Genomic DNA, 18236 nt, shown 5'->3' on the forward strand with positions numbered 1-18236 from the left:
GACTTCCTTTATTAATTGAATAGGTAAAACAATGCATGTAATGCTTTTTAAAAAGCGAAAAATTGTTTCAATCTTCGTTTCTCTATCGCTATATTCTCCTTGCTTTTATCTGCAAGCCAAAGAAGATAAAACCGATCTTGGTCATATTCAAATTTCTGATAATAAAGAAAAAGATAAACAGGGTTATTCACACGTTTATGAGAAAGATGTTTCTAATGTTTATTTAGGAAAAGAGCTATTAGAGCGTTATCAAGGCGTTTCTCCCGCTGATTTACTAAAAAGCGCTATTGGTGTTTATAGTGGCGAAGCGCGTAATGGGGGAGCGCTTGATCCTAATATTCGAGGTATTCAAGGGCAAGGTCGAATACCTGTGACTGTCGATGGGACAGAGCAGGCAATTACTGTTTATCGTGGTTATAGTGGTGCATCTAATCGTAACTATATTGATTCTAATCTGATTAGCAGTATCTATATTGAGAAAGGTCCCTCATTAACACCTGATATGAAAACTGGTATTGGTGGCGGTATTGCGATAAAAACCTTAGATATTCGAGATATTGTGCCTATAGGTGATTCTTTTGGGATTAATTTTAAAGGAGATATTAGTAATAACTCTACACGGTATAAAGAAGCCTATTTAGATATGCTCGGAGATTATCGCAATTATCCTTATTTTTATCATTATGGTTCAAGAGTCGTTGATCCTGCTTTAGAAATAACCCCTCAAAAAAATAAAGATTGGAATTTTCATGATCATTCATTTCGACTTGGGATTGGTTTTGAAGAAGAAAAATTTAATTTATTATTTGCCTATGCACTGCGAGAAAAAGGAAATTATTTAGCAGGAAAAAGAAATACAGAAGCTTATCTCGAAACGGATGATATGAAGGCAATCCATTCTATTGATTATAAATTAAGGTTAACGCCTTATGTTCCTTTTATTGCCCATATTTATCGTCCTGGTAATGAAGTACCTAATACCTCCAGTCGTAATCGTTCATTTTTAGTAAAAGGAACATTATTCCCTGAATCAACACACCGTTTTTCGATTAACTATCGATACACTGACTTACTATTTGGCGATATTATGCCTCTGAGATTAGAGTGGGCTCGTTACGAAAAAAATGTCGTGACTCAATGGCCATTAGCAACGATTAATCAACAGGCGGGAATATTAACTTATCAGTGGAAACCAGAAGATAAGCAAGCGGATGTACTGTTACGTTTATGGGGTAATTTAACTTCTGGGCATACGAATACTCGTGGTGGTGAACCCAGAGTCTCAAAGGAGGTTGATTATGAAGAACGGTATTTATCTAAATGGGATGCAAAAGTAGATACCCGTTTTATTGATACAGCATCTCTTTATCAAGAGAATAACCGCTATGGCGTGGATTTATCTTCGATATTTAAATTATCACCTCAATTTTCTATTTCATTTTCTAGTAATTATCAATTTGAAAAATTAGACAGTGATGAATTGGAAGTACCTACAGGACTTGATTTTGTTACCTCAGGGCGAGCAGGGCAACGTCATGAAATTAATTTAGCCCTTTCCACAGATTGGAAGCCACTTTCTTGGTTAGCTATTACTGCTGGCGGAAAATATCATTATTATCATTTAACGGATACTTTTTTAAATAATAAGCGACGGAATAACGTAAAAGGTTATGAAAAATCCCCATCAATAAGAGGCTTTATTCTTCCTTATCGACGAACTTTAACTGCTGAGGAATATTTATTATATAGAGCCTACCACAGTATTGATGTAGAGGGTTTACCGGAAGAACTAAAGAATTATCGACGTTATCCAGAAATAGACAAAAAAATACGTGAGTTTGTGCAATCTAAGTTTATTTACCCTGAATATGAAAACTTACCATTAGAAATAAAAGAAAAGATAAAAGTGAATAGAGTTCAAGTTGATATGATGCAGGATGATTTTCTTCGCGATAAACAAGGAAATCTCAACATAAAATCTGCCCAAAAACGTCTTATGATCACGGAACATACAGTCTTACTTTATGATGAAAATGGAGAGTTACCTAAAAGTAAAAACATCTTCTTAAGTGGCTATGTTGATATTAATGAAAAAGTACCTGATCCAATTACAGGTGAACTAGTTAATAAGTATGAAATGGGCGTTTCTAATTCAATACCTATTTATCTTGATTATGATAAAGATAATTTTGCACCAGAGCCCAGTTATCATCATGGCGCATTTTCCCCTTTAGTATCTGCGACGGTTTATGCCAACGATATATTGCGTTTTTATGGACGTTATACTGAGCAGCTACGATTACCTAGTTTATTTGAAGATACCAGTGGTTTTTCTGGGTCAAAAGCGCGTTATTACGGTTTTAAATTAAAACCCGAACGAGCAAAAAGTACTGAGTTAGGTGTTGTGTTTGATTTGACAGATTGGCTAAATGTGGAGCGCCATGCCGATATTAAAATTAATTATTTTCGTACCAATATTGAAAATGTGTTTGATAGAGATGCGAATTGGCAAATTAGGCAATTTGAAAAGCAAATATTAGAGGGGCTGGAGGTTCAAGCTCGCTTTGATAATGGCTTTATTTTTATGGATACGGCTTTAGTTTATAGCCATAAAAATAAAGTATGTGATAAAAATGCCTTTAGTAACTATGATCCATTTGGTTTTTTGGGTATTAAAGAGTGTATGACGGGCGGTTATCCTGGTGGTTTTTTACGTACTTCTCTTCAACCTAAATATTCGGTTAATTTACATTTAGGGACTCGTTGGTTCGACAATAAATTAGAAATTGGAAGTCGCTGGCTTTATTCATCAGAAGTGGAAAATAAAGATGAAAAATGGCTAAAAGAAAAATTACCACGAGAAATGTATGGCAGAAATAACAACCCAATGCGTTGGGCAAAAGTCTTTACCGTTGATGCTTACATTAACTATCAATATAGCTCTAATTTATCTTTTGAAATAACGGGCAGTAATTTATTAAACGAATACTACATTGATCCTTTAACGCGATCAGGTATGCCTGCGCCGGGAAGAACATTCCGATTAGGTGTGACTGCACAATTTTAATTAAAAGAGAGTAAGGAGCTTTTATTTATGTTGGCACTTTCTGTCAGGCATCCGTTTAATATTTATTATTGGCTGATTGGCATATCGTTAGTTTATATCGGCGTATTAAGTTGGGTGTTACGTTCACTTTCTATGACAGAAAGTGCGCACCATATTCATCAGCAACAAGAAAATACATTATCCGTTTACCAAGTGGTATTTTCACCTCCTCAACAATCTACAGTCGTGCCGGAACCTTTAGTGGAAACGGAGCCACAAGAAACGCCTATTGTTTTACCCATTGCCGAAAAAGGGGAGTTTGTTGAAGCACCAAAGAAAATACCTGAAAAAATAAAAGAAAAGCCTATACCTATAAAACCAATTACACCTGTAAAAAAACAGGTGGTGCAAGAAAAAGTAGAGCCGATAAAACAGCGTGATTTAGAAAGCCAAGTAGCGCAAACGACTTCAGAAGCATCGGCAGAAAGCTTAACGCAACATACGGCAAGCTCGTTAGCAGGAAGAAGTCATGCATTAAGCGAGAAAGGAATAGGGCAAGGCGAATCTGATAATCACTATATTAGTTCACTGCGTCGAGAAATAGAGCGCCATAAACGTTATCCATCACAAGCACGTCGCATGCAACATGAAGGTCAGGTGGTGGTGAGCTTTTCACTAACCTCTGAAGGTGTGATTTCAAGGGTTGAGATAGAAAGTACCTCGGGTATTTCCTCTCTTGATAATGCGGCTATTGCTGCGGTTAAACGTGTAAAGCCCATAGGCCCTAAACCTGAAAACCTATTGAATCCTTTGATTGTTTCATTAGATTTTCAATTAAATTAATAAAATAACGGAAACACCTGAGTACAACTTGGACTTGGGTGTTTTTTTATAAAGTTGTTTTTGTGCGCTCATTCTCACTTTTCCGATCACAAACCCATAAATCCTTATTGTTAATGATATTGATTATGATTAACATTAATAATTACATTTATTATTTAAAGTAAAGATTATTTACTTGGAAAGTGGTCATGTTTAAATCCGTTGTCTCTATTGCCTGTCTTTTTATTTTTTCTTTTATTGTTAATACAGCAAATGCTTCTGATGTTGGCGCTGATAGCCAATCTTGGCCTCGCACTTTTACCAACGTTGATGGCACTAAAACTGAAATTAACGCAAAACCTCAGCGTATTTTATCGGCATCAGTTTCTATCACCGGAACGCTCCTTGCAATGCAAGCTCCGGTGGTTGCCAGTTCAACGGCGGCAAATGGCCAATTTTTTGCCCAATGGGATAAAGTGGCAAAAGAGAGAAAGGTTGAAAAACTGTGGTCTGCGGGCAGTGTTTCATTAGAGATGGCTTATCTTTATGCACCTGATTTAATCGTTGTTTCCATCAATGGTGGTGATACGGTCTATCCTCAAGTTGAACAATTTAAACAAATCGCGCCGACCATTGTTTTAGATTACGGCAAACAGAGCTGGGAAAGCTTGGCGTTACAATTGGCACAAGCAACAGGACAAGAAGAAGAGACCGCTACACTATTACAGCATTTTGCAAATATAGTAAAAGAAGGGAAAGAAGCGCTACAACTCCCTGAAGGTCAGGTCAATATTATCTCTTATTTTGGCGCTGGTACTGTTAATCCCGTTTCGCTAACCACCAGCCCTCACGCGGTATTATTACAACAACTCGGTTTTACCATTGAAAGTGCAGATCTTGCGTGGCAACCGAAAGATAAACCCGTTTCAGATTTTGTGTGGGCTCAATATGAGCATTTAACACAACTCACTGCACCTACAACGTTCCTATTAAGTGGAACCGCCAAAGAAGCCGATGTATTTATGGCTGATCCCATTCTTGCCAATCTACCTTCTATAAAAAATAATCAAGTTTATGGTTTAGGTGCAAACTCGTTTCGTATTGATTATTACAGCGCGCAAGAAATTATCAGTGATATGGTTACGCGCTTTGGCCAACAGAAGTAATAACGCATGTTCACTTCTCACCATAGCATAAAGTGGGGAATAAGAGGCGCTATTCTTCTATTGCTCTGTTTTGCACTATTAAGCTTATTTGTAGGAAGCCGACCTGTTTCTATGTACACAACATGGCAGGCTTTTATCGATTTTGATACGACAAATAGTGAGCACTTATTAGTGCGCTATCTACGCTTTCCTCGCACATTATTAGCAATAGTGATTGGTGTCGCATTAGGCGGAGCCGGAACACTAATGCAAGCTTTGACTCGCAACCCACTCGCTGATCCGGGCTTGTTTGGCATTAATGCTGGAGCCATGGTTGCGATTGTCTCTTTAATTGCGCTAACGGGGATCACTGATGTCACTATTTACATGTGGTTTGGTTTATTAGGGGCTTTCTTCGCAGGTATTGGTGTGTATCTTCTTGGCGGGGTAAGACACGGACTTAACCCTGTGAGAATGGTGCTTGCAGGTGTTGCGCTTTCCGTTGTTTTACTCGCTATTACACAGCTTGTTACGGTAAATAGTGATGAACGCGTGTTCGATCAATTCCGTCATTGGGTTGTGGGTTCATTACAAGGACGTAGCTTCGATGTTTTGTACCCAATTACGGTATTAGTGGTAATTGGAAGTGTGATTGCTTACTCACTCACGCGTTCGTTAGATATCGTGACGTTAGGTGATGATATTAGCCATGCGTTGGGCGCTAACCAAAAACGAGTTTGGTTATTATCGGCTTTTGCAATAGTGCTTCTTGCAGGGAGTGCAACCGCAGCCGTTGGACCTATTAGCTTTTTAGGATTAACCGCACCTCATTTTGCTCGCCGCTTAGTCGGTGCTGAATATCGACGTATCTTACCTATGTCGATGTTGATTGGTGCATTAGTGATGTTAGTCGCAGATTGCTTAGGGCGGTTAATTGGCACACTGGGGGAAATTAGCGTTGGTATTATGATCTCACTGATTGGTGGACCTTTCTTTATCTATCTGGTTAAACGTTGGCGGATCATTACATTATGAAACTTAAAAATAATGAGATTATCTGCCAATTGGGTACATGGTCTTGGATCTTCTCTCCAAAAGATATCATCATCGCCTTTATTTTGTTTTTATTGATGATTTCTCTGGCATTTTTCGCCCTTACAACAGGTAAGTTTCCTATCGAATTTTCTACATTGATAGATATTGTTGTTGGGCAATCAGAAGGCGGCATTAAAGAAAAAATCGTCATGGATATCCGTTTGCCTCGTCTGCTTACCGCAATGGGCGTTGGCGCTGCATTAGGTATTTCAGGGGCTATTTTCCAGTCGATTTCTCGTAATGTTTTAGGTTCACCTGATGTTATTGGTTTTACAACAGGTGCAGCAACAGGTGCATTACTTCAAATTATTATTTTTAATGGCACCGTTGTGGATATCGCTATTTCTACGTTAATAGGCGGAATGGCAACGGCGCTCATTGTTTATCTGCTGTCATTAAAAAATGGTGTTATGTCTGGTTACACCATGATTTTAATCGGTATTGGTATCGGTGCCATTTTACATGCCTTTAATGGTTTATTGTTGGTAAAGGGCAATATTGATAATGCCATCATGGCTAACCTTTGGCTTGCGGGCTCACTAAATGCCCGTACTTGGCAGCATGTTTATCCTACCTTTATTGGTTTACTGATCCTTGTTCCACTTATTATTTTTTATGCTAAGTCATTAACGTTAATGGAAATGGGAGATGACATGGCACAGCAATTGGGTGTTCATGTGGGCAGAGTCAGATGGGTGATGATTTTTAGTGCCGTATTACTTGCCTCATTAGCGACAGCCAGCGCAGGGCCAATTGCCTTTGTTGCACTCGCCGCACCTCAATTAGTGATCAGATTAAGCCATTCAGGAAAGTTACCCATTGTGGGCTCTGCATTAATGGGCGCACTCCTTTTACTTTCTGCTGATGTGTTATCACAAAGCCTACCCATCAATATCACGATGCCCGTTGGTTTAATGACGGGTGTTATTGGTGGGCTTTATTTGTTGTGGTTACTAACAAGAAAACAGAGAACTTAAAATAATAATAAAGGAAGTAAATATTTACTAACTTAAGGATGAGTCATGGGATGGTCGCCAGAAAGACTAATTAAACATTTGGGATGTAATGAGGGTATTTTATAAATCGTCTAATGGCATGCTCTATGGCATGAAAGGTATAGACTTATGTCTACTATTCTTACTCTACGCGCTAAAAAAGCCACAATAACAACACTAGTGCAAACGGCTTTATTAGGAACTTTATGTATTGCCGCTCCTAGTGTAAATGCACAAGAAATAGAAAAAACGTCAACGTCACAAGACAACAAAAAACACGATGAAAAAGTGGATGTATTAATTGTGACTGGTGAAAAACTGAATAAATCTATCTATGACACAGGCTCGAGTGTCACGGTTTATGATGCGAAAAAAATAGAAGCCACACCAAATGCAGATGTGAACACATTACTGCAAATGACACCCAACATTGTGGATAACGGAAACAGCAATGCTTTACCTGCTATTCGTGGTGTTGATGGTTCAGGACCTGCACAAGGTGCGATTGCCTTTTTAGGCGGTACTCGCCCCAGAGTTAACTTCTCCGTTGATGGTCGTTCATTTACCTACAACGAGTTTGGTTATGGTGCTCAATCGTTGTGGGATGTGAATACCGTTGAAATTTTCCGTGATCCGCAAAGCTATGTGCAAGGTCGTAATGCGATTGCTGGTGCGATTTTGGTGAAAACTCAAGATCCCACATTCTATTGGGAAAATGCGGTAAAACTGGGGGCGGGTCAGCAAGATCTTCGTGAATATGCCGTGATGACTTCAGGGCCTCTGATTGAAGATAAATTAGCATTTCGTTTTACCGCAGAAAGACAAGAGCGTGAAAGCTTTGTTCACATGGATAAATACTCGCCAACGGGTGATCCACGCGATATCCATTCCAATACATTTCGTGGAAAACTGCTTTATGACTCTTTAGATAATCCTGATTTTAAAGCCAAGTTAACAGTTAGCCATCTTGATAGTCGATCACCGCAAAATGAAGCCAATATGGCGAGTAATTTAGCGCCAAATGCTCCTTCACGTTTTCGTCCGGTTATTAAACGTAAAACAACCAGCGGTATTTTAAATACCACATGGGAAGCGAATGATAATTTGAGTGTTGAAAACACACTGATTTATACTGATTTTTCTACACGCCGCTTAACTGAAGCACAAAGCCCGCGTGCAGATATTGATGCTAAAGAGTTTGAATTTGAACCTATGCTTCGTTTTAAAACAGACAGTGAAGCATTAAGCGGAATTTTTGGTTTACGTTATTTCCACGCCAAACAAGATGAATTTGTGAATATCTTTGGTGGTAGCTATTTTGATGATAAAACAGAAACAGCTTCTGCTTATGGTTCATTAACTTATGCACTATTTCCTGAAATTGACATAACGTTATCAGGGCGTTTTGAACGAGAGCACCACACCCGTAATGGGGGAAGTGCAGCCGTTGCTATCGATTTTGATGAAACCTATAACACGTTTCTCCCTAAAGCCGATATCGCGTGGAAACCTGCCGTGAATCAAACTGTTGGTTTTGCTGTCGGCCGAGGCTATAACGGTGGTGGCGCAGGTGTGACGATTGGTAAGCCGATCGTTACTTACGTGTATTCACCTGAATATGTATGGAATTATAGCCTTTATACACGTAATAGCCTGTTGGATAACAAGTTAAGTGTGATGACAAACTTGTTCTACAACGATTATAAAGATATGCAACTGCCATTTTATTTAGGGCCAAACTCTTCCACTATTCGTAATGCAAAAAAGGTTGAAACTTATGGTGCTGAATTAACAGTTGCTTATCAACCAATAGACTCTCTTGAATTAAATACAGGTGTTGGTTTATTAAAAACGAAAATCAAAGACTTTGGTAACAGTGGTATTGAAGGAAAAGAGTTAGCTCGAGCACCAAGTTATACTGCGAATGTCGGTGCTAAATATCAATTAACACAGGCGATGGATATTAGCGGTAATGTTTAGTTCTCGGGAGATTATTTCTCGAATGCGAATAATGCAGATAGCGGCAAAGTAGATAGTTTTTGGTTAGCTAATTTACAGCTTGGCTATAACTTTAAATGGGGTAGAACGACGTTATTTGCTCAGAACTTATTTGATTCTGATAAACGAATTCTTATTCCAGATAATAATAAAGATACCGCTATTTACCAACGTCCTCGTATGGTTGGTGCTTCAGTAGAAGTTCGTTTCTAAATATAAATCACAGCAAAGGGTGGTGTTAATTTATCACCCTTATTTTGCTTAATGTGATCATTCAATAAAAAGATAATGTTATGCACAATAGCCGATTACAGACACACAGTTTAAAGTTGGGATATCAACAGACAACGATTTGCCAAGATATTTCGCTTTCTATTCCTGATAAAAAGGTCACTGTCATTATTGGCCCCAATGGTTGTGGTAAATCAACGCTACTGCGTAGCTTGTGTTGTTTATTGAAACCATTATCAGGCCATGTTTCATTAGATGCTCAACCTTTAACGTCATTACCGACCAAAAAACTCGCTCGTCAAATCGCGTTATTACCACAAACGATGCAAGCACCTTCGGGGATCACGGTGGCTAATTTAGTGGCAAGAGGACGCTTTCCTCATCAAAGCTTTATGCATCAATGGAGCCAAGAAGATAAGTTAGCTGTAGAAACCGCAATGAAAGAGACTGGGATTGTGGAATTTGCAGATAAAACAGTAGATTCGTTATCTGGCGGTCAACGGCAACGTGTTTGGGTGGCGATGATATTAGCGCAACAAACAGAGATTTTACTGCTAGATGAACCAACAACATATTTAGATATTGCTTATCAAATTGAATTACTCAATATATTTCGAAAACTCAATCAACAACAGGGGCGTACCGTTGTTGCCGTCTTACATGACTTAAACCAAGCGTGTCGTTATGCCGATAATTTGGTGGTGATGGTGAAAGGAAAAATCATTGCGCAAGGAGAGCCAAAATCTATTATCAATCAAGCGCTAATCAAACAAGTTTTTGATTTGGAATGCCAAATTATTCCTGATCCTGTTGTTGGGACACCGATGATTGTGCCTTGCTAACTATATAACTAACTATATTGCTGACTATATAGCTAAGAAAGAAAAAAGCGGCTTTAGCATAACTAAATACCGCTTTTAGATTTGAGTTAGCATAAATTATGCTGTTTTTGGCCATTTATTGGCAACCCAAAGTCCACTCATTTTCATCGAGTAACCAAATAAAACGCCAACGATTAATGAAGGGATAGTTTGAGAGAGATCCCCTTGAGCGGCAAATATAGTGCATGCTCCAATAAAGGTACCGGGAATATAAGCGAGTAGTGCACTTTTAGCTTGAATACACATCACAAAGGCAATAACACCTGTGACAGCATAGCCAAAAATGGAAATATCACTAAATACTTGGCTACCATAAATAATCGCCAATGCCCAAATTACGCCACTCATAATAGTAGCCATAGTGACAGCTAATCCTTTAATACCCTCTTTAGGATAAGCAAAATAGGCGGTACAACCTAAAAAGCCAGCCCAGCTTAATAAGTCAAATTGATTAGCAACAAATGCCCAAATGGCAGAAAGAATGCCTGTTGTCAGCGCAGTAAAATAAAGCGTTCTCACGATAGACTCTTAAATATAAGGGGGATATTTACCCAGTTAACTAAAAACGAAGTTTAGCATTGTCATTGACTGATTTTCTATATTTAGATCATTAAAAAGCACATTTAATAATGGTATTAATACGTGTTAGATATATTGATCTTTATTCAAGATAGAAAAAGTAAAAAGTAAACGATTGCGTAATCAGTTTTATTTATTAAATGTAAAAATAAATATTTTAACTAAGTATTATTTATTGATATTTAATTTATTATTATTCTTCAATAATATGAATATAAAGAGTGCGAAGAGAATAAGGACAATTGTTCTCGGTTTCAATTAGTGTAAAACCATATCTTTGATAAAGTTGAATTAGATTTTTATTATTTTCCCATTCTAATATAATGATCCTACCACCAATAAGGGCTTTTGCTTCTGATAAGACAGCATAAATCTCATTCAAGATTAACTTTAAAGAAATAGGGTTATTTATTATAGATGTGTTTTTCCCAATTTGACCAATAAGAAAAGCTTTAATTCTTTCAGCTTTTTTAGAAATTCCATCGAGTTGTTGTATTTTTGTTTTACTTATTTTTGCATTATCAAGAATAAGTTCTTTAAAGGATAAAGAGAAGTAAGCAAGAATTTCACCATTATCATTTAATATTAAATAGGTTTGTGCATTATTAGTTTGCTCAAATCTTATTGCTTTAGTAGAAGAAGTTAAAAATTTCTCAACGTCACAATTTAAATTATTAGAAAAACTACTTAAGAGTTTAATTGTTGTTTCTTTACCAAACTCTTTTAGTAGTTTTCCAAGTTGGACAATCGTTGTTTTAATAACGCAATTCCTTGTCTATTTTCTGTTTCGTAATTCCGTTTTACTATTTTTATATGTCGAGGATAACTTAAAGCATTCTGTATAAGTTCAATAGACTGTTTGTCCTTAACAATGAAATTTTTGCTAAAAGAAGTCGTGGCCATAGATATCTCCTATGATTTTCTTTCTGGAAAATATAGTAATGTTGATTAGTATAAATAAGGATTAATTGTTTAAAAAACAAACTACAAAGATGAGTAAAGCTATCACTTAATTATTAAAAAACGACTATAGCGTGTAAATCGAACTTTACCTGCTATAACCGTTAAATTAAGGTTTACACGCTATAGCAGGTAAGCTGCTAAATATTGGCTAATCTTGCCGAGCGAGCTTTCATTCCATCCAATATCTTATTGCGAATTTCAGAAGGGAAATCATCAGGTAGTTGTTGTTTTACGCGTTTGATGGCATCGTCCATTTCTTTATAAAAATAACGAAGAATATCTGTCATCAATGAAGGATCGAAGCCGACAGCTTCGGCTGTTTGGTAAAAATGGCGAGGAAAAATTTGCTCTATGGCATATTTTTTGCGTCGGCTTGCCTGTAATCCCATAGCGAGTTTTGCATCTCGTGGATTAAACCCTCGTCCTTCAAAATAGGGATAGATAGACATGATGTCATAAAGAGGCGTGAGGTGAAAACGTCCTTCTTGATTGATAAAAACAGAGAAATTCTTTGCATGCCCATCTGTTGCAGCCAAAAGCCAAAATAGTACTTGTGCCTTCATAAAATGAAAACGGTCTGGATCAGCATTTGATGAACCAAGCAAATAATTCATTATACTAATAATGCCAGGTCCTCCTTCATTTTCATATTTTAGAGCTGAAGGTATATTTAGAATTTGGCAAAAATCTTCTTGGGGTAAGCGTATTATCCACGATTTATCTGATGAGTATTTTCTATCAAAGCGTTCTACAGCAAGCGCTTTAATATTTTCTGTTTTAACAATAAAGCAGTGAGGAACAGGAAGATCAAATTCTTTGGCAATTAAGGTACAAAGATATTCATTTTCTACACTATCGGATAAATCCATTGTGTAGGAATGCCCCTCAATAACACCAATGGGTAGCTTAATTATATGTGTAGTCGGCGTATTATTATGTGGTACGCACCAATGATCATCTTTTAAAAGTAATGCTGTTTTTTCTTGCGCACCAGCAATAGAAATTCTGAAATCAGTATATTCTTCAAGCATACCGAGTGGTGTATTGGATTGATATCCTAATAGTATTTTTTCAAGTTCAGCGTTATCAAGTTCGTTATATTCTATTTTTTTTATATTAGCTGGTGTACTACCACTAGGAAGTAACCGTAATGCACCAACCGTATCCGCACCCACGGCAGCTAATAGATCAAATGGTTGATTTGAGTTTGCATTATAGCGACTCACAATACGATTTCTAATTTCAGTATTATCAGGTAAAAGATTATCAAAGAAATTATAGACACAATCTCCTTGATATTCTTGAAGTTGTAGTGGCATAGAAAGAGATATAGGGCGACTTCCCGGTTGATTAACCCAATCTTCAGCATATTGAAATGAATGCGCACCTGAGCTTTTTTTAGTAAAAATGCCCACATGATATTCATTCATATACACATCAAGGCTCGCCATTTACCACTCCTCTTTCCATTCACTTTTGTGCGCTAAATTATTTTTAGCATCTTTAGGATGAATTTCCATCTCTAAATTTAGTGCGGAGAGTAGTTTGAAAAAGGTTTCTAGTTTGGTGGAATTAGGGTTAAGTTCAAAATTGGACACGGTGTCTTGTCGAATTCCCACTTTTTGGGCGACTTTACCTTGAGAAAGTTTTTTTGTTAATCGGACATCTTTTAGATGTACGCTGAGTTGATAGGCGTTAATTATAATCATCATTTTCTACCGGTTATAGGCGTTAATGTCTAATATACCGGTTATAGCGTGTAGATCAAGGTTTAGTGGTTATAGCGTGTAAATCGAACTTTACCTGCTATAACCGTTAAATTAAAATTTACACGCTATAGCAGGTAATATTTAATGGTTACTTCCCAATACAGAAGCTTGAGAAAATACGGCCTAATAAGTCATCTGAAGTAAATTCACCAGTGATCTCACTTAATGCTTGCTGAGCCAGTCGTAGCTCTTCAGCTAATAATTCACCTGATTTTGCATACACCAGTTGTTCATGACCTTGCTGTAAATGTTCTGCCGCGGTATTTAATGCCTGCAAATGGCGACGACGAGCCAAGAAACCACCTTCAGTATTGCTGTTAAAGCCCATCGCTTCTTTTAGGTGATCGCGAAGTAACTCAATACCCATACCATCACGAGCAGATAAGCGGATCATCGGGTAGTTACCTTGTGCCGTGATCTCGACATTTTCCCCTGTTAAATCTGATTTATTACGAATAACAGTAACAGGCAAGGTATTTGGTAAACGAGCCATAAATTCAGGCCAGATATCTTCAGGTGTTGTGGCATCGGTTGTGGTGCTATCAACCATAAATAGCACTCTGTCTGCTTGCTCAATCTCTTTCCAAGCACGTTCAATACCAATGCGTTCAACTTCATCACTGGCTTCACGTAAGCCTGCTGTATCGATAATATGTAAAGGCATTCCATCAATATGAATATGCTCACGCAATACATCACGAGTTGTACCAGCAATATCTGTGACAATAGCTGCTTCTCGACCTGCTAATGCATTTAATAGGCTTGATTTGCCCGCATTAGGGCGACCAGCGATAACCACTTTCATCCCTTCACGTAACAGGCTACCTTGGCGAGCTTGAGCACGAACGTCATCTAATTCAGCAATAACCGCGTTAAGTTTTCCTTCGATGATGCCGTCAGAAAGAAAATCAATCTCTTCATCAGGGAAATCAATGGCAGCTTCAACATAGATACGTAGGTGAGTTAATGATTCCACCATTTCGTTAATATGAGAGGAAAATGCACCCTGCAATGAATTAATTGCTGAACGAGCCGCTTGTTCTGAGCTGGCATCAATTAAATCGGCAATCGCTTCTGCTTGTGCTAAATCAAGCTTGTCATTTAAAAATGCACGTTCAGAGAATTCCCCAGGGTTTGCAATACGCACACCGGGAATTTGTAAAATACGTTTTAGTAATAAATCCAGAATAACGGGGCCGCCATGGCCTTGTAGTTCTAGAACATCTTCACCTGTAAATGAGTTCGGATTAGGGAAGAAAAGGGCGATACCCTGATCAAGTACTGAGTTGTCATCATTGCGAAATGGCAGATAATCGGCATAACGAGGTTTAGGCAACTTGCCTAAAACGGTTTGTGCCACAAGGGCCGCTTTAGGGCCAGAAACGCGTAGGATACCAACACCGCCTCTTCCCGGAGGTGTGGCCTGAGCGACGATAGTATCAGTGCTATGCATGGTGTACTCGCTTAATCAGAATAATCATATCAATATAAAAAACAGAAGGCGGTCATTGTAGACCGCCTTCGCTATTTTATGTCACTTTCCTTTGAATGTAACCAAGGAAGAGGTTTTTCCTCATGTGACCTTATTTTTTGTCTCTGCTGTGTAAGCCACGTTTTTCCAGACCGCGGTAAATTAACTGCTGCTGGATAATGGTCACTAAGTTACTGACGATATAGTACAGAACCAGACCTGATGGGAACCACAGGAAGAATACGGTAAATACAACCGGCATAAAGGTCATGATTTTTTGTTGCATCGGATCAGTGACTGCTGTTGGAGACAGTTTCTGAATGATGAACATTGTCACACCCATTAATAATGGCAGGATGTAGTACGGATCTTGCGCAGACAAGTCTTGGATCCATAACATGAATGGTGCATGACGTAATTCAACAGAGCCCATCAGCATGTAATACAACGCAAGGAAGATTGGCATCTGGATAATCAGTGGTAAACAACCACCCAGAGGATTCACTTTCTCTTGTTTGTATAACGCCATCATTTCTTGGCTCATACGTTGTTTGTCATCACCAATACGCTCACGCAGTGCAGCCAGTTTTGGTTGCAGTAAACGCATTTTCGCCATGGAGGTGTACTGTGCTTTAGTCAGCGGGTACATGATACCACGAACGATAAAGGTGATCATGATGATGGAGAAGCCCCAGTTACCGATAAAGCTGTGAAGGAATTTCAACAGTTTAAACAGTGGCTGAGAGATAAACCATAACCAACCGTAGTCTACAGACAGGTCTAAATGTGGCGCAATGGCTGACATTTCTGACTGAATTTCAGGACCAACCCATAATGTTGAGCTGATATCAGCACTGCTATTTGGTGCAATTGTCACCGGTGCTGATTTATAACCAATCAGAGCAATAGATTTGTTTTCTAAAGTGATAGAATAGAAGTTATTGTTCTGACTATCTTTAGAAGGAACCCATGCTGTTGCAAAGTACTGTTGTAACATTGCAACCCAACCATTATTTGTGGTTAGAGATAAGTTTTTATCTTCGATATCACCAAAACTATATTTTTTATAGTTGGTTTCATCTGATGAGTATGCCGCACCACGATAAGTGTGTAGCGCAAAGTTGCTGCTACCTGTATCACGGCTTTCTGGCAATTTAACAGATTGTTTTAACTGGCCGTAGAAGTTCATGGTCAGCGTTCTATCTGTTGTATTCTCAATTTTGTAATCAATACCGATATCGTACTGACCTTTCTTCAGAATGAAGGTTTTGACGAATTTCACGCCTTCTTCATTTACGAAAGTCATAGGTACGCGTAATTCATCTTGGTTTTCACCAAGTACGAATTCGTTTTTATCAGCACTATAAACTGGGCGAGATTTCTGATCTGGACCATCTGGGCCGATTAAGCCACTTTGAGCCTGATACAGGAATTGTGGTGTAGTTTCCAGTAAACGGAAAGGTGTCTGTGAATTAAGCTCGGCGGGATAGGCTAACAAATCAGCCTCATCGATAGTACCGCCCTGAGTATTGATACGAATATCAAGTACGTCAGTTTTTACGGTAATCAATTTTGCCTGCTCATTGCTGTTACCAATTACAGCAAGACTATCACTGCTTGGCACGTCCGCTTGTTGCGAGACCTGAGCGGTAGTGGTGGTGTTTTGTGAAACTTTATCACCCTCCCACTGCTGCCAGATCAGGAAAGAAACGAACAGCAAAGCGATGAATAGAAGATTGCGTTGCGAATCCATCGTTAATTTTCTCTGTTATCGTCGTTTTTTCTAGGTGGGACAGGATCATCACCACCTTCGTGTAAAGGGTGGCATTTTAATATGCGTTTCACTGTTAACCAACTACCTTTTATCATTCCAAACCTGCGCAATGCCTCAATTCCGTAATTAGAGCATGTAGGATTAAAACGACAACGAGGCCCCAACAGAGGACTAATCCCCAGTTGATAGCCCCTAATCAGCAAGATCAGGACTTTTGAGCCAAGCGACAATGACGACGCCATAATTTACCCAATACTTCCGTCAATTGATGGTTATCAAGTTCAGCAACCCCTTTTCTTACTAATAGCACAAAATCCATCGGCGGTAATTCATGCTGATGTAAACGAAAGTATTCACGGGCTAATCGTTTAATGCGATTACGCTCATGAGCACGTTTAACGTTTTTCTTTGCGATTGTTAGACCGATGCGGGGATGCCCCAGCTCATTCTGGCGACCCAAAATAGTAACTTCTGGAGAACTCGCACGTTGTGGTTGCTGGAAAACAAAATTGAAATGCTTGGGAGTTAACAAACGTAACTCCCTTGGAAAAGCGAGCTTAACCACGGAATGGTTAGCTTTTATTATTTCGAAGAAACGGTCAGACGAGCGCGGCCTTTCGCACGACGGCGAGCCAGAACCTGACGACCATTTTTAGTGGCCATACGAGCGCGGAAGCCGTGGTTACGGTTGCGCTTCAGTACAGACGGTTGAAAAGTGCGTTTCATGGCGATTTCTACCTACTTAATATAATTACTGATTCAGCAAATGCGTTGACAGACAGGCGTGCAATAAATAAACAAACCGGTACTTCAATCGCAGCATCAATGATGGAAAGATGCGGGATTGTAATAAAATCACTCAAATGCGTCAATGAAGATGACGCTTTAAGTACCGATTTTTGTCGTCTTTTTTAGCAAACCCGATAATCAATCCTGACTTATGCGCAACGAGTACGCTTATTAGCGGCCTAAAAAAGGTCTTAATAAGTGACTTTGTTGGTACAAGCACGCAGGGTGCAAGATTATACGGACTCATGGTGAAAGCGCAAGGATCTTTAGTGGATCAAATGAGAGATATTTGATCACTTACTATAAGAAAGGGAGATTTATGCAAAGAGAAAGTTATCCCCAATTGCTATTTATAGGACGACTCAAGTACACTAGAACGCCTTTGCATATTTCATTTGGTGAATTATCGTAAATCAGCAAGCCTGTGGATAAAAACCATAAAAACTGTGCAAAAGAAAGAGGATCTTCGTTTCATTTTGCGATATGATCCCCCGTCACGATCAGAATAGCCAGTCTGCGATCGTGAGTCACGATGTAAAAAAAATCGTTGTCACCAAGAGTTGTTCCTTATTAAGAATTGAAGAGGAACGGTGTTGTGCACTTTGTATTTAGGCACACAGTGTTTAACTGCATTTTTCCTGTTTATTTTTTAGTCTTGTTTTTTTAGGGGAGTCCGCC

Annotated in this window: 15 protein-coding genes; 7 read left to right on the forward strand and 8 right to left on the reverse strand. The window is 38.6% G+C overall.

Annotated elements, in window-relative coordinates; translation table 11 throughout:
• Nucleotides 1-31: 31 nt before the first annotated feature.
• From D7029_RS18790 to D7029_RS18820, 7 genes are all read left to right on the forward strand, one after another.
• Nucleotides 32-3067, forward strand: coding sequence for a TonB-dependent receptor domain-containing protein (locus D7029_RS18790; protein WP_194951529.1), 3036 nt, complete (start codon nucleotides 32-34; stop codon nucleotides 3065-3067).
• A gap of 27 nt (nucleotides 3068-3094) precedes the next feature.
• Nucleotides 3095-3889: an energy transducer TonB gene (locus D7029_RS18795; protein WP_194951530.1), complete on the forward strand. Its 795-nt coding sequence runs from the start codon at nucleotides 3095-3097 to the stop codon at nucleotides 3887-3889.
• Between the two features lie 188 nt (nucleotides 3890-4077).
• Entirely contained in the window at nucleotides 4078-5034 is a 957-nt protein-coding gene (gene fepB, locus D7029_RS18800; protein ID WP_194951531.1) for a Fe2+-enterobactin ABC transporter substrate-binding protein, read from the forward strand.
• Nucleotides 5035-5040: 6 nt separating this feature from the next.
• A complete protein-coding gene (locus tag D7029_RS18805; RefSeq protein WP_194951532.1) occupies nucleotides 5041-6048 on the forward strand; it encodes a FecCD family ABC transporter permease in 1008 nt (335 codons plus the stop codon).
• A complete protein-coding gene (locus D7029_RS18810) occupies nucleotides 6045-7085 on the forward strand; it encodes a FecCD family ABC transporter permease (protein ID WP_194951533.1) in 1041 nt (346 codons plus the stop codon). Before D7029_RS18805 ends, D7029_RS18810 begins: the two co-directional genes overlap by 4 nt.
• A 147-nt stretch (nucleotides 7086-7232) precedes the next feature.
• Nucleotides 7233-9083 carry a TonB-dependent receptor gene (locus D7029_RS18815; RefSeq protein WP_324187748.1) on the forward strand — a complete coding sequence of 617 codons (1851 nt, stop codon included), beginning with the start codon at nucleotides 7233-7235 and terminating at the stop codon, nucleotides 9081-9083.
• Nucleotides 9084-9394: 311 nt separating this feature from the next.
• Entirely contained in the window at nucleotides 9395-10174 is a 780-nt protein-coding gene (locus D7029_RS18820; protein WP_194951534.1) for an ABC transporter ATP-binding protein, read from the forward strand.
• Between the two features lie 96 nt (nucleotides 10175-10270).
• Here D7029_RS18820 and D7029_RS18825 read toward each other — a convergent pair whose 3' ends face one another.
• The 8 genes from D7029_RS18825 to rpmH form a co-directional block, all read right to left on the reverse strand.
• Nucleotides 10271-10732 (reverse strand): DUF1097 domain-containing protein, encoded by a 462-nt coding sequence (locus D7029_RS18825; protein ID WP_088494149.1) that lies wholly within the window; start codon nucleotides 10730-10732, stop codon nucleotides 10271-10273.
• 1160 nt (nucleotides 10733-11892) lie between these two features.
• A complete protein-coding gene (locus tag D7029_RS18830; RefSeq protein ID WP_194951535.1) occupies nucleotides 11893-13206 on the reverse strand; it encodes a type II toxin-antitoxin system HipA family toxin in 1314 nt (437 codons plus the stop codon).
• The gene (locus D7029_RS18835) at nucleotides 13207-13464 is read right to left on the reverse strand and encodes a helix-turn-helix domain-containing protein (protein WP_072070485.1); all 258 of its coding nucleotides are present in this window, start codon (nucleotides 13462-13464) and stop codon (nucleotides 13207-13209) included.
• A 148-nt stretch (nucleotides 13465-13612) separates the two neighbouring features.
• A complete protein-coding gene (gene mnmE, locus D7029_RS18840) occupies nucleotides 13613-14977 on the reverse strand; it encodes a tRNA uridine-5-carboxymethylaminomethyl(34) synthesis GTPase MnmE (RefSeq protein WP_023583363.1) in 1365 nt (454 codons plus the stop codon).
• 130 nt (nucleotides 14978-15107) lie between these two features.
• A complete protein-coding gene (gene yidC, locus D7029_RS18845) occupies nucleotides 15108-16748 on the reverse strand; it encodes a membrane protein insertase YidC (protein WP_194951536.1) in 1641 nt (546 codons plus the stop codon).
• Between the two features lie 2 nt (nucleotides 16749-16750).
• A complete protein-coding gene (gene yidD, locus D7029_RS18850; protein ID WP_072064717.1) occupies nucleotides 16751-17011 on the reverse strand; it encodes a membrane protein insertion efficiency factor YidD in 261 nt (86 codons plus the stop codon).
• Nucleotides 16975-17334, reverse strand: a complete 360-nt coding sequence (gene rnpA, locus D7029_RS18855; RefSeq protein ID WP_071788569.1) for a ribonuclease P protein component — start codon at nucleotides 17332-17334, stop codon at nucleotides 16975-16977. The genes yidD and rnpA overlap by 37 nt, the downstream gene beginning before the upstream one ends.
• Before the next feature lie 17 nt (nucleotides 17335-17351).
• A complete protein-coding gene (gene rpmH / locus D7029_RS18860; RefSeq protein ID WP_004246509.1) occupies nucleotides 17352-17495 on the reverse strand; it encodes a 50S ribosomal protein L34 in 144 nt (47 codons plus the stop codon).
• Nucleotides 17496-18236: the final 741 nt, after the last annotated feature.

Source organism: Proteus vulgaris (genome assembly GCF_016647575.1).
GTDB lineage: Bacteria > Pseudomonadota > Gammaproteobacteria > Enterobacterales > Enterobacteriaceae > Proteus > Proteus mirabilis_B.

What these genes read in the sequence shown, in the direction of transcription:
- D7029_RS18820 (WP_194951534.1), top strand. Translation starts at nt 9,395, where the DNA reads ATGCACAATAGCCGATTACAGACACACAGTTTAAAGTTGGGATATCAA.
- D7029_RS18835 (WP_072070485.1), bottom strand. Translation starts at nt 13,464, where the DNA reads ATGATTATAATTAACGCCTATCAACTCAGCGTACATCTAAAAGATGTC.
- D7029_RS18815 (WP_324187748.1), top strand. Translation starts at nt 7,233, where the DNA reads ATGTCTACTATTCTTACTCTACGCGCTAAAAAAGCCACAATAACAACA.
- D7029_RS18795 (WP_194951530.1), top strand. Translation starts at nt 3,095, where the DNA reads ATGTTGGCACTTTCTGTCAGGCATCCGTTTAATATTTATTATTGGCTG.
- mnmE (WP_023583363.1), bottom strand. Translation starts at nt 14,977, where the DNA reads ATGCATAGCACTGATACTATCGTCGCTCAGGCCACACCTCCGGGAAGA.
- yidD (WP_072064717.1), bottom strand. Translation starts at nt 17,011, where the DNA reads ATGGCGTCGTCATTGTCGCTTGGCTCAAAAGTCCTGATCTTGCTGATT.
- D7029_RS18810 (WP_194951533.1), top strand. Translation starts at nt 6,045, where the DNA reads ATGAAACTTAAAAATAATGAGATTATCTGCCAATTGGGTACATGGTCT.
- D7029_RS18830 (WP_194951535.1), bottom strand. Translation starts at nt 13,206, where the DNA reads ATGGCGAGCCTTGATGTGTATATGAATGAATATCATGTGGGCATTTTT.
- fepB (WP_194951531.1), top strand. Translation starts at nt 4,078, where the DNA reads ATGTTTAAATCCGTTGTCTCTATTGCCTGTCTTTTTATTTTTTCTTTT.
- yidC (WP_194951536.1), bottom strand. Translation starts at nt 16,748, where the DNA reads ATGGATTCGCAACGCAATCTTCTATTCATCGCTTTGCTGTTCGTTTCT.
- rpmH (WP_004246509.1), bottom strand. Translation starts at nt 17,495, where the DNA reads ATGAAACGCACTTTTCAACCGTCTGTACTGAAGCGCAACCGTAACCAC.
- D7029_RS18790 (WP_194951529.1), top strand. Translation starts at nt 32, where the DNA reads ATGCATGTAATGCTTTTTAAAAAGCGAAAAATTGTTTCAATCTTCGTT.
- D7029_RS18805 (WP_194951532.1), top strand. Translation starts at nt 5,041, where the DNA reads ATGTTCACTTCTCACCATAGCATAAAGTGGGGAATAAGAGGCGCTATT.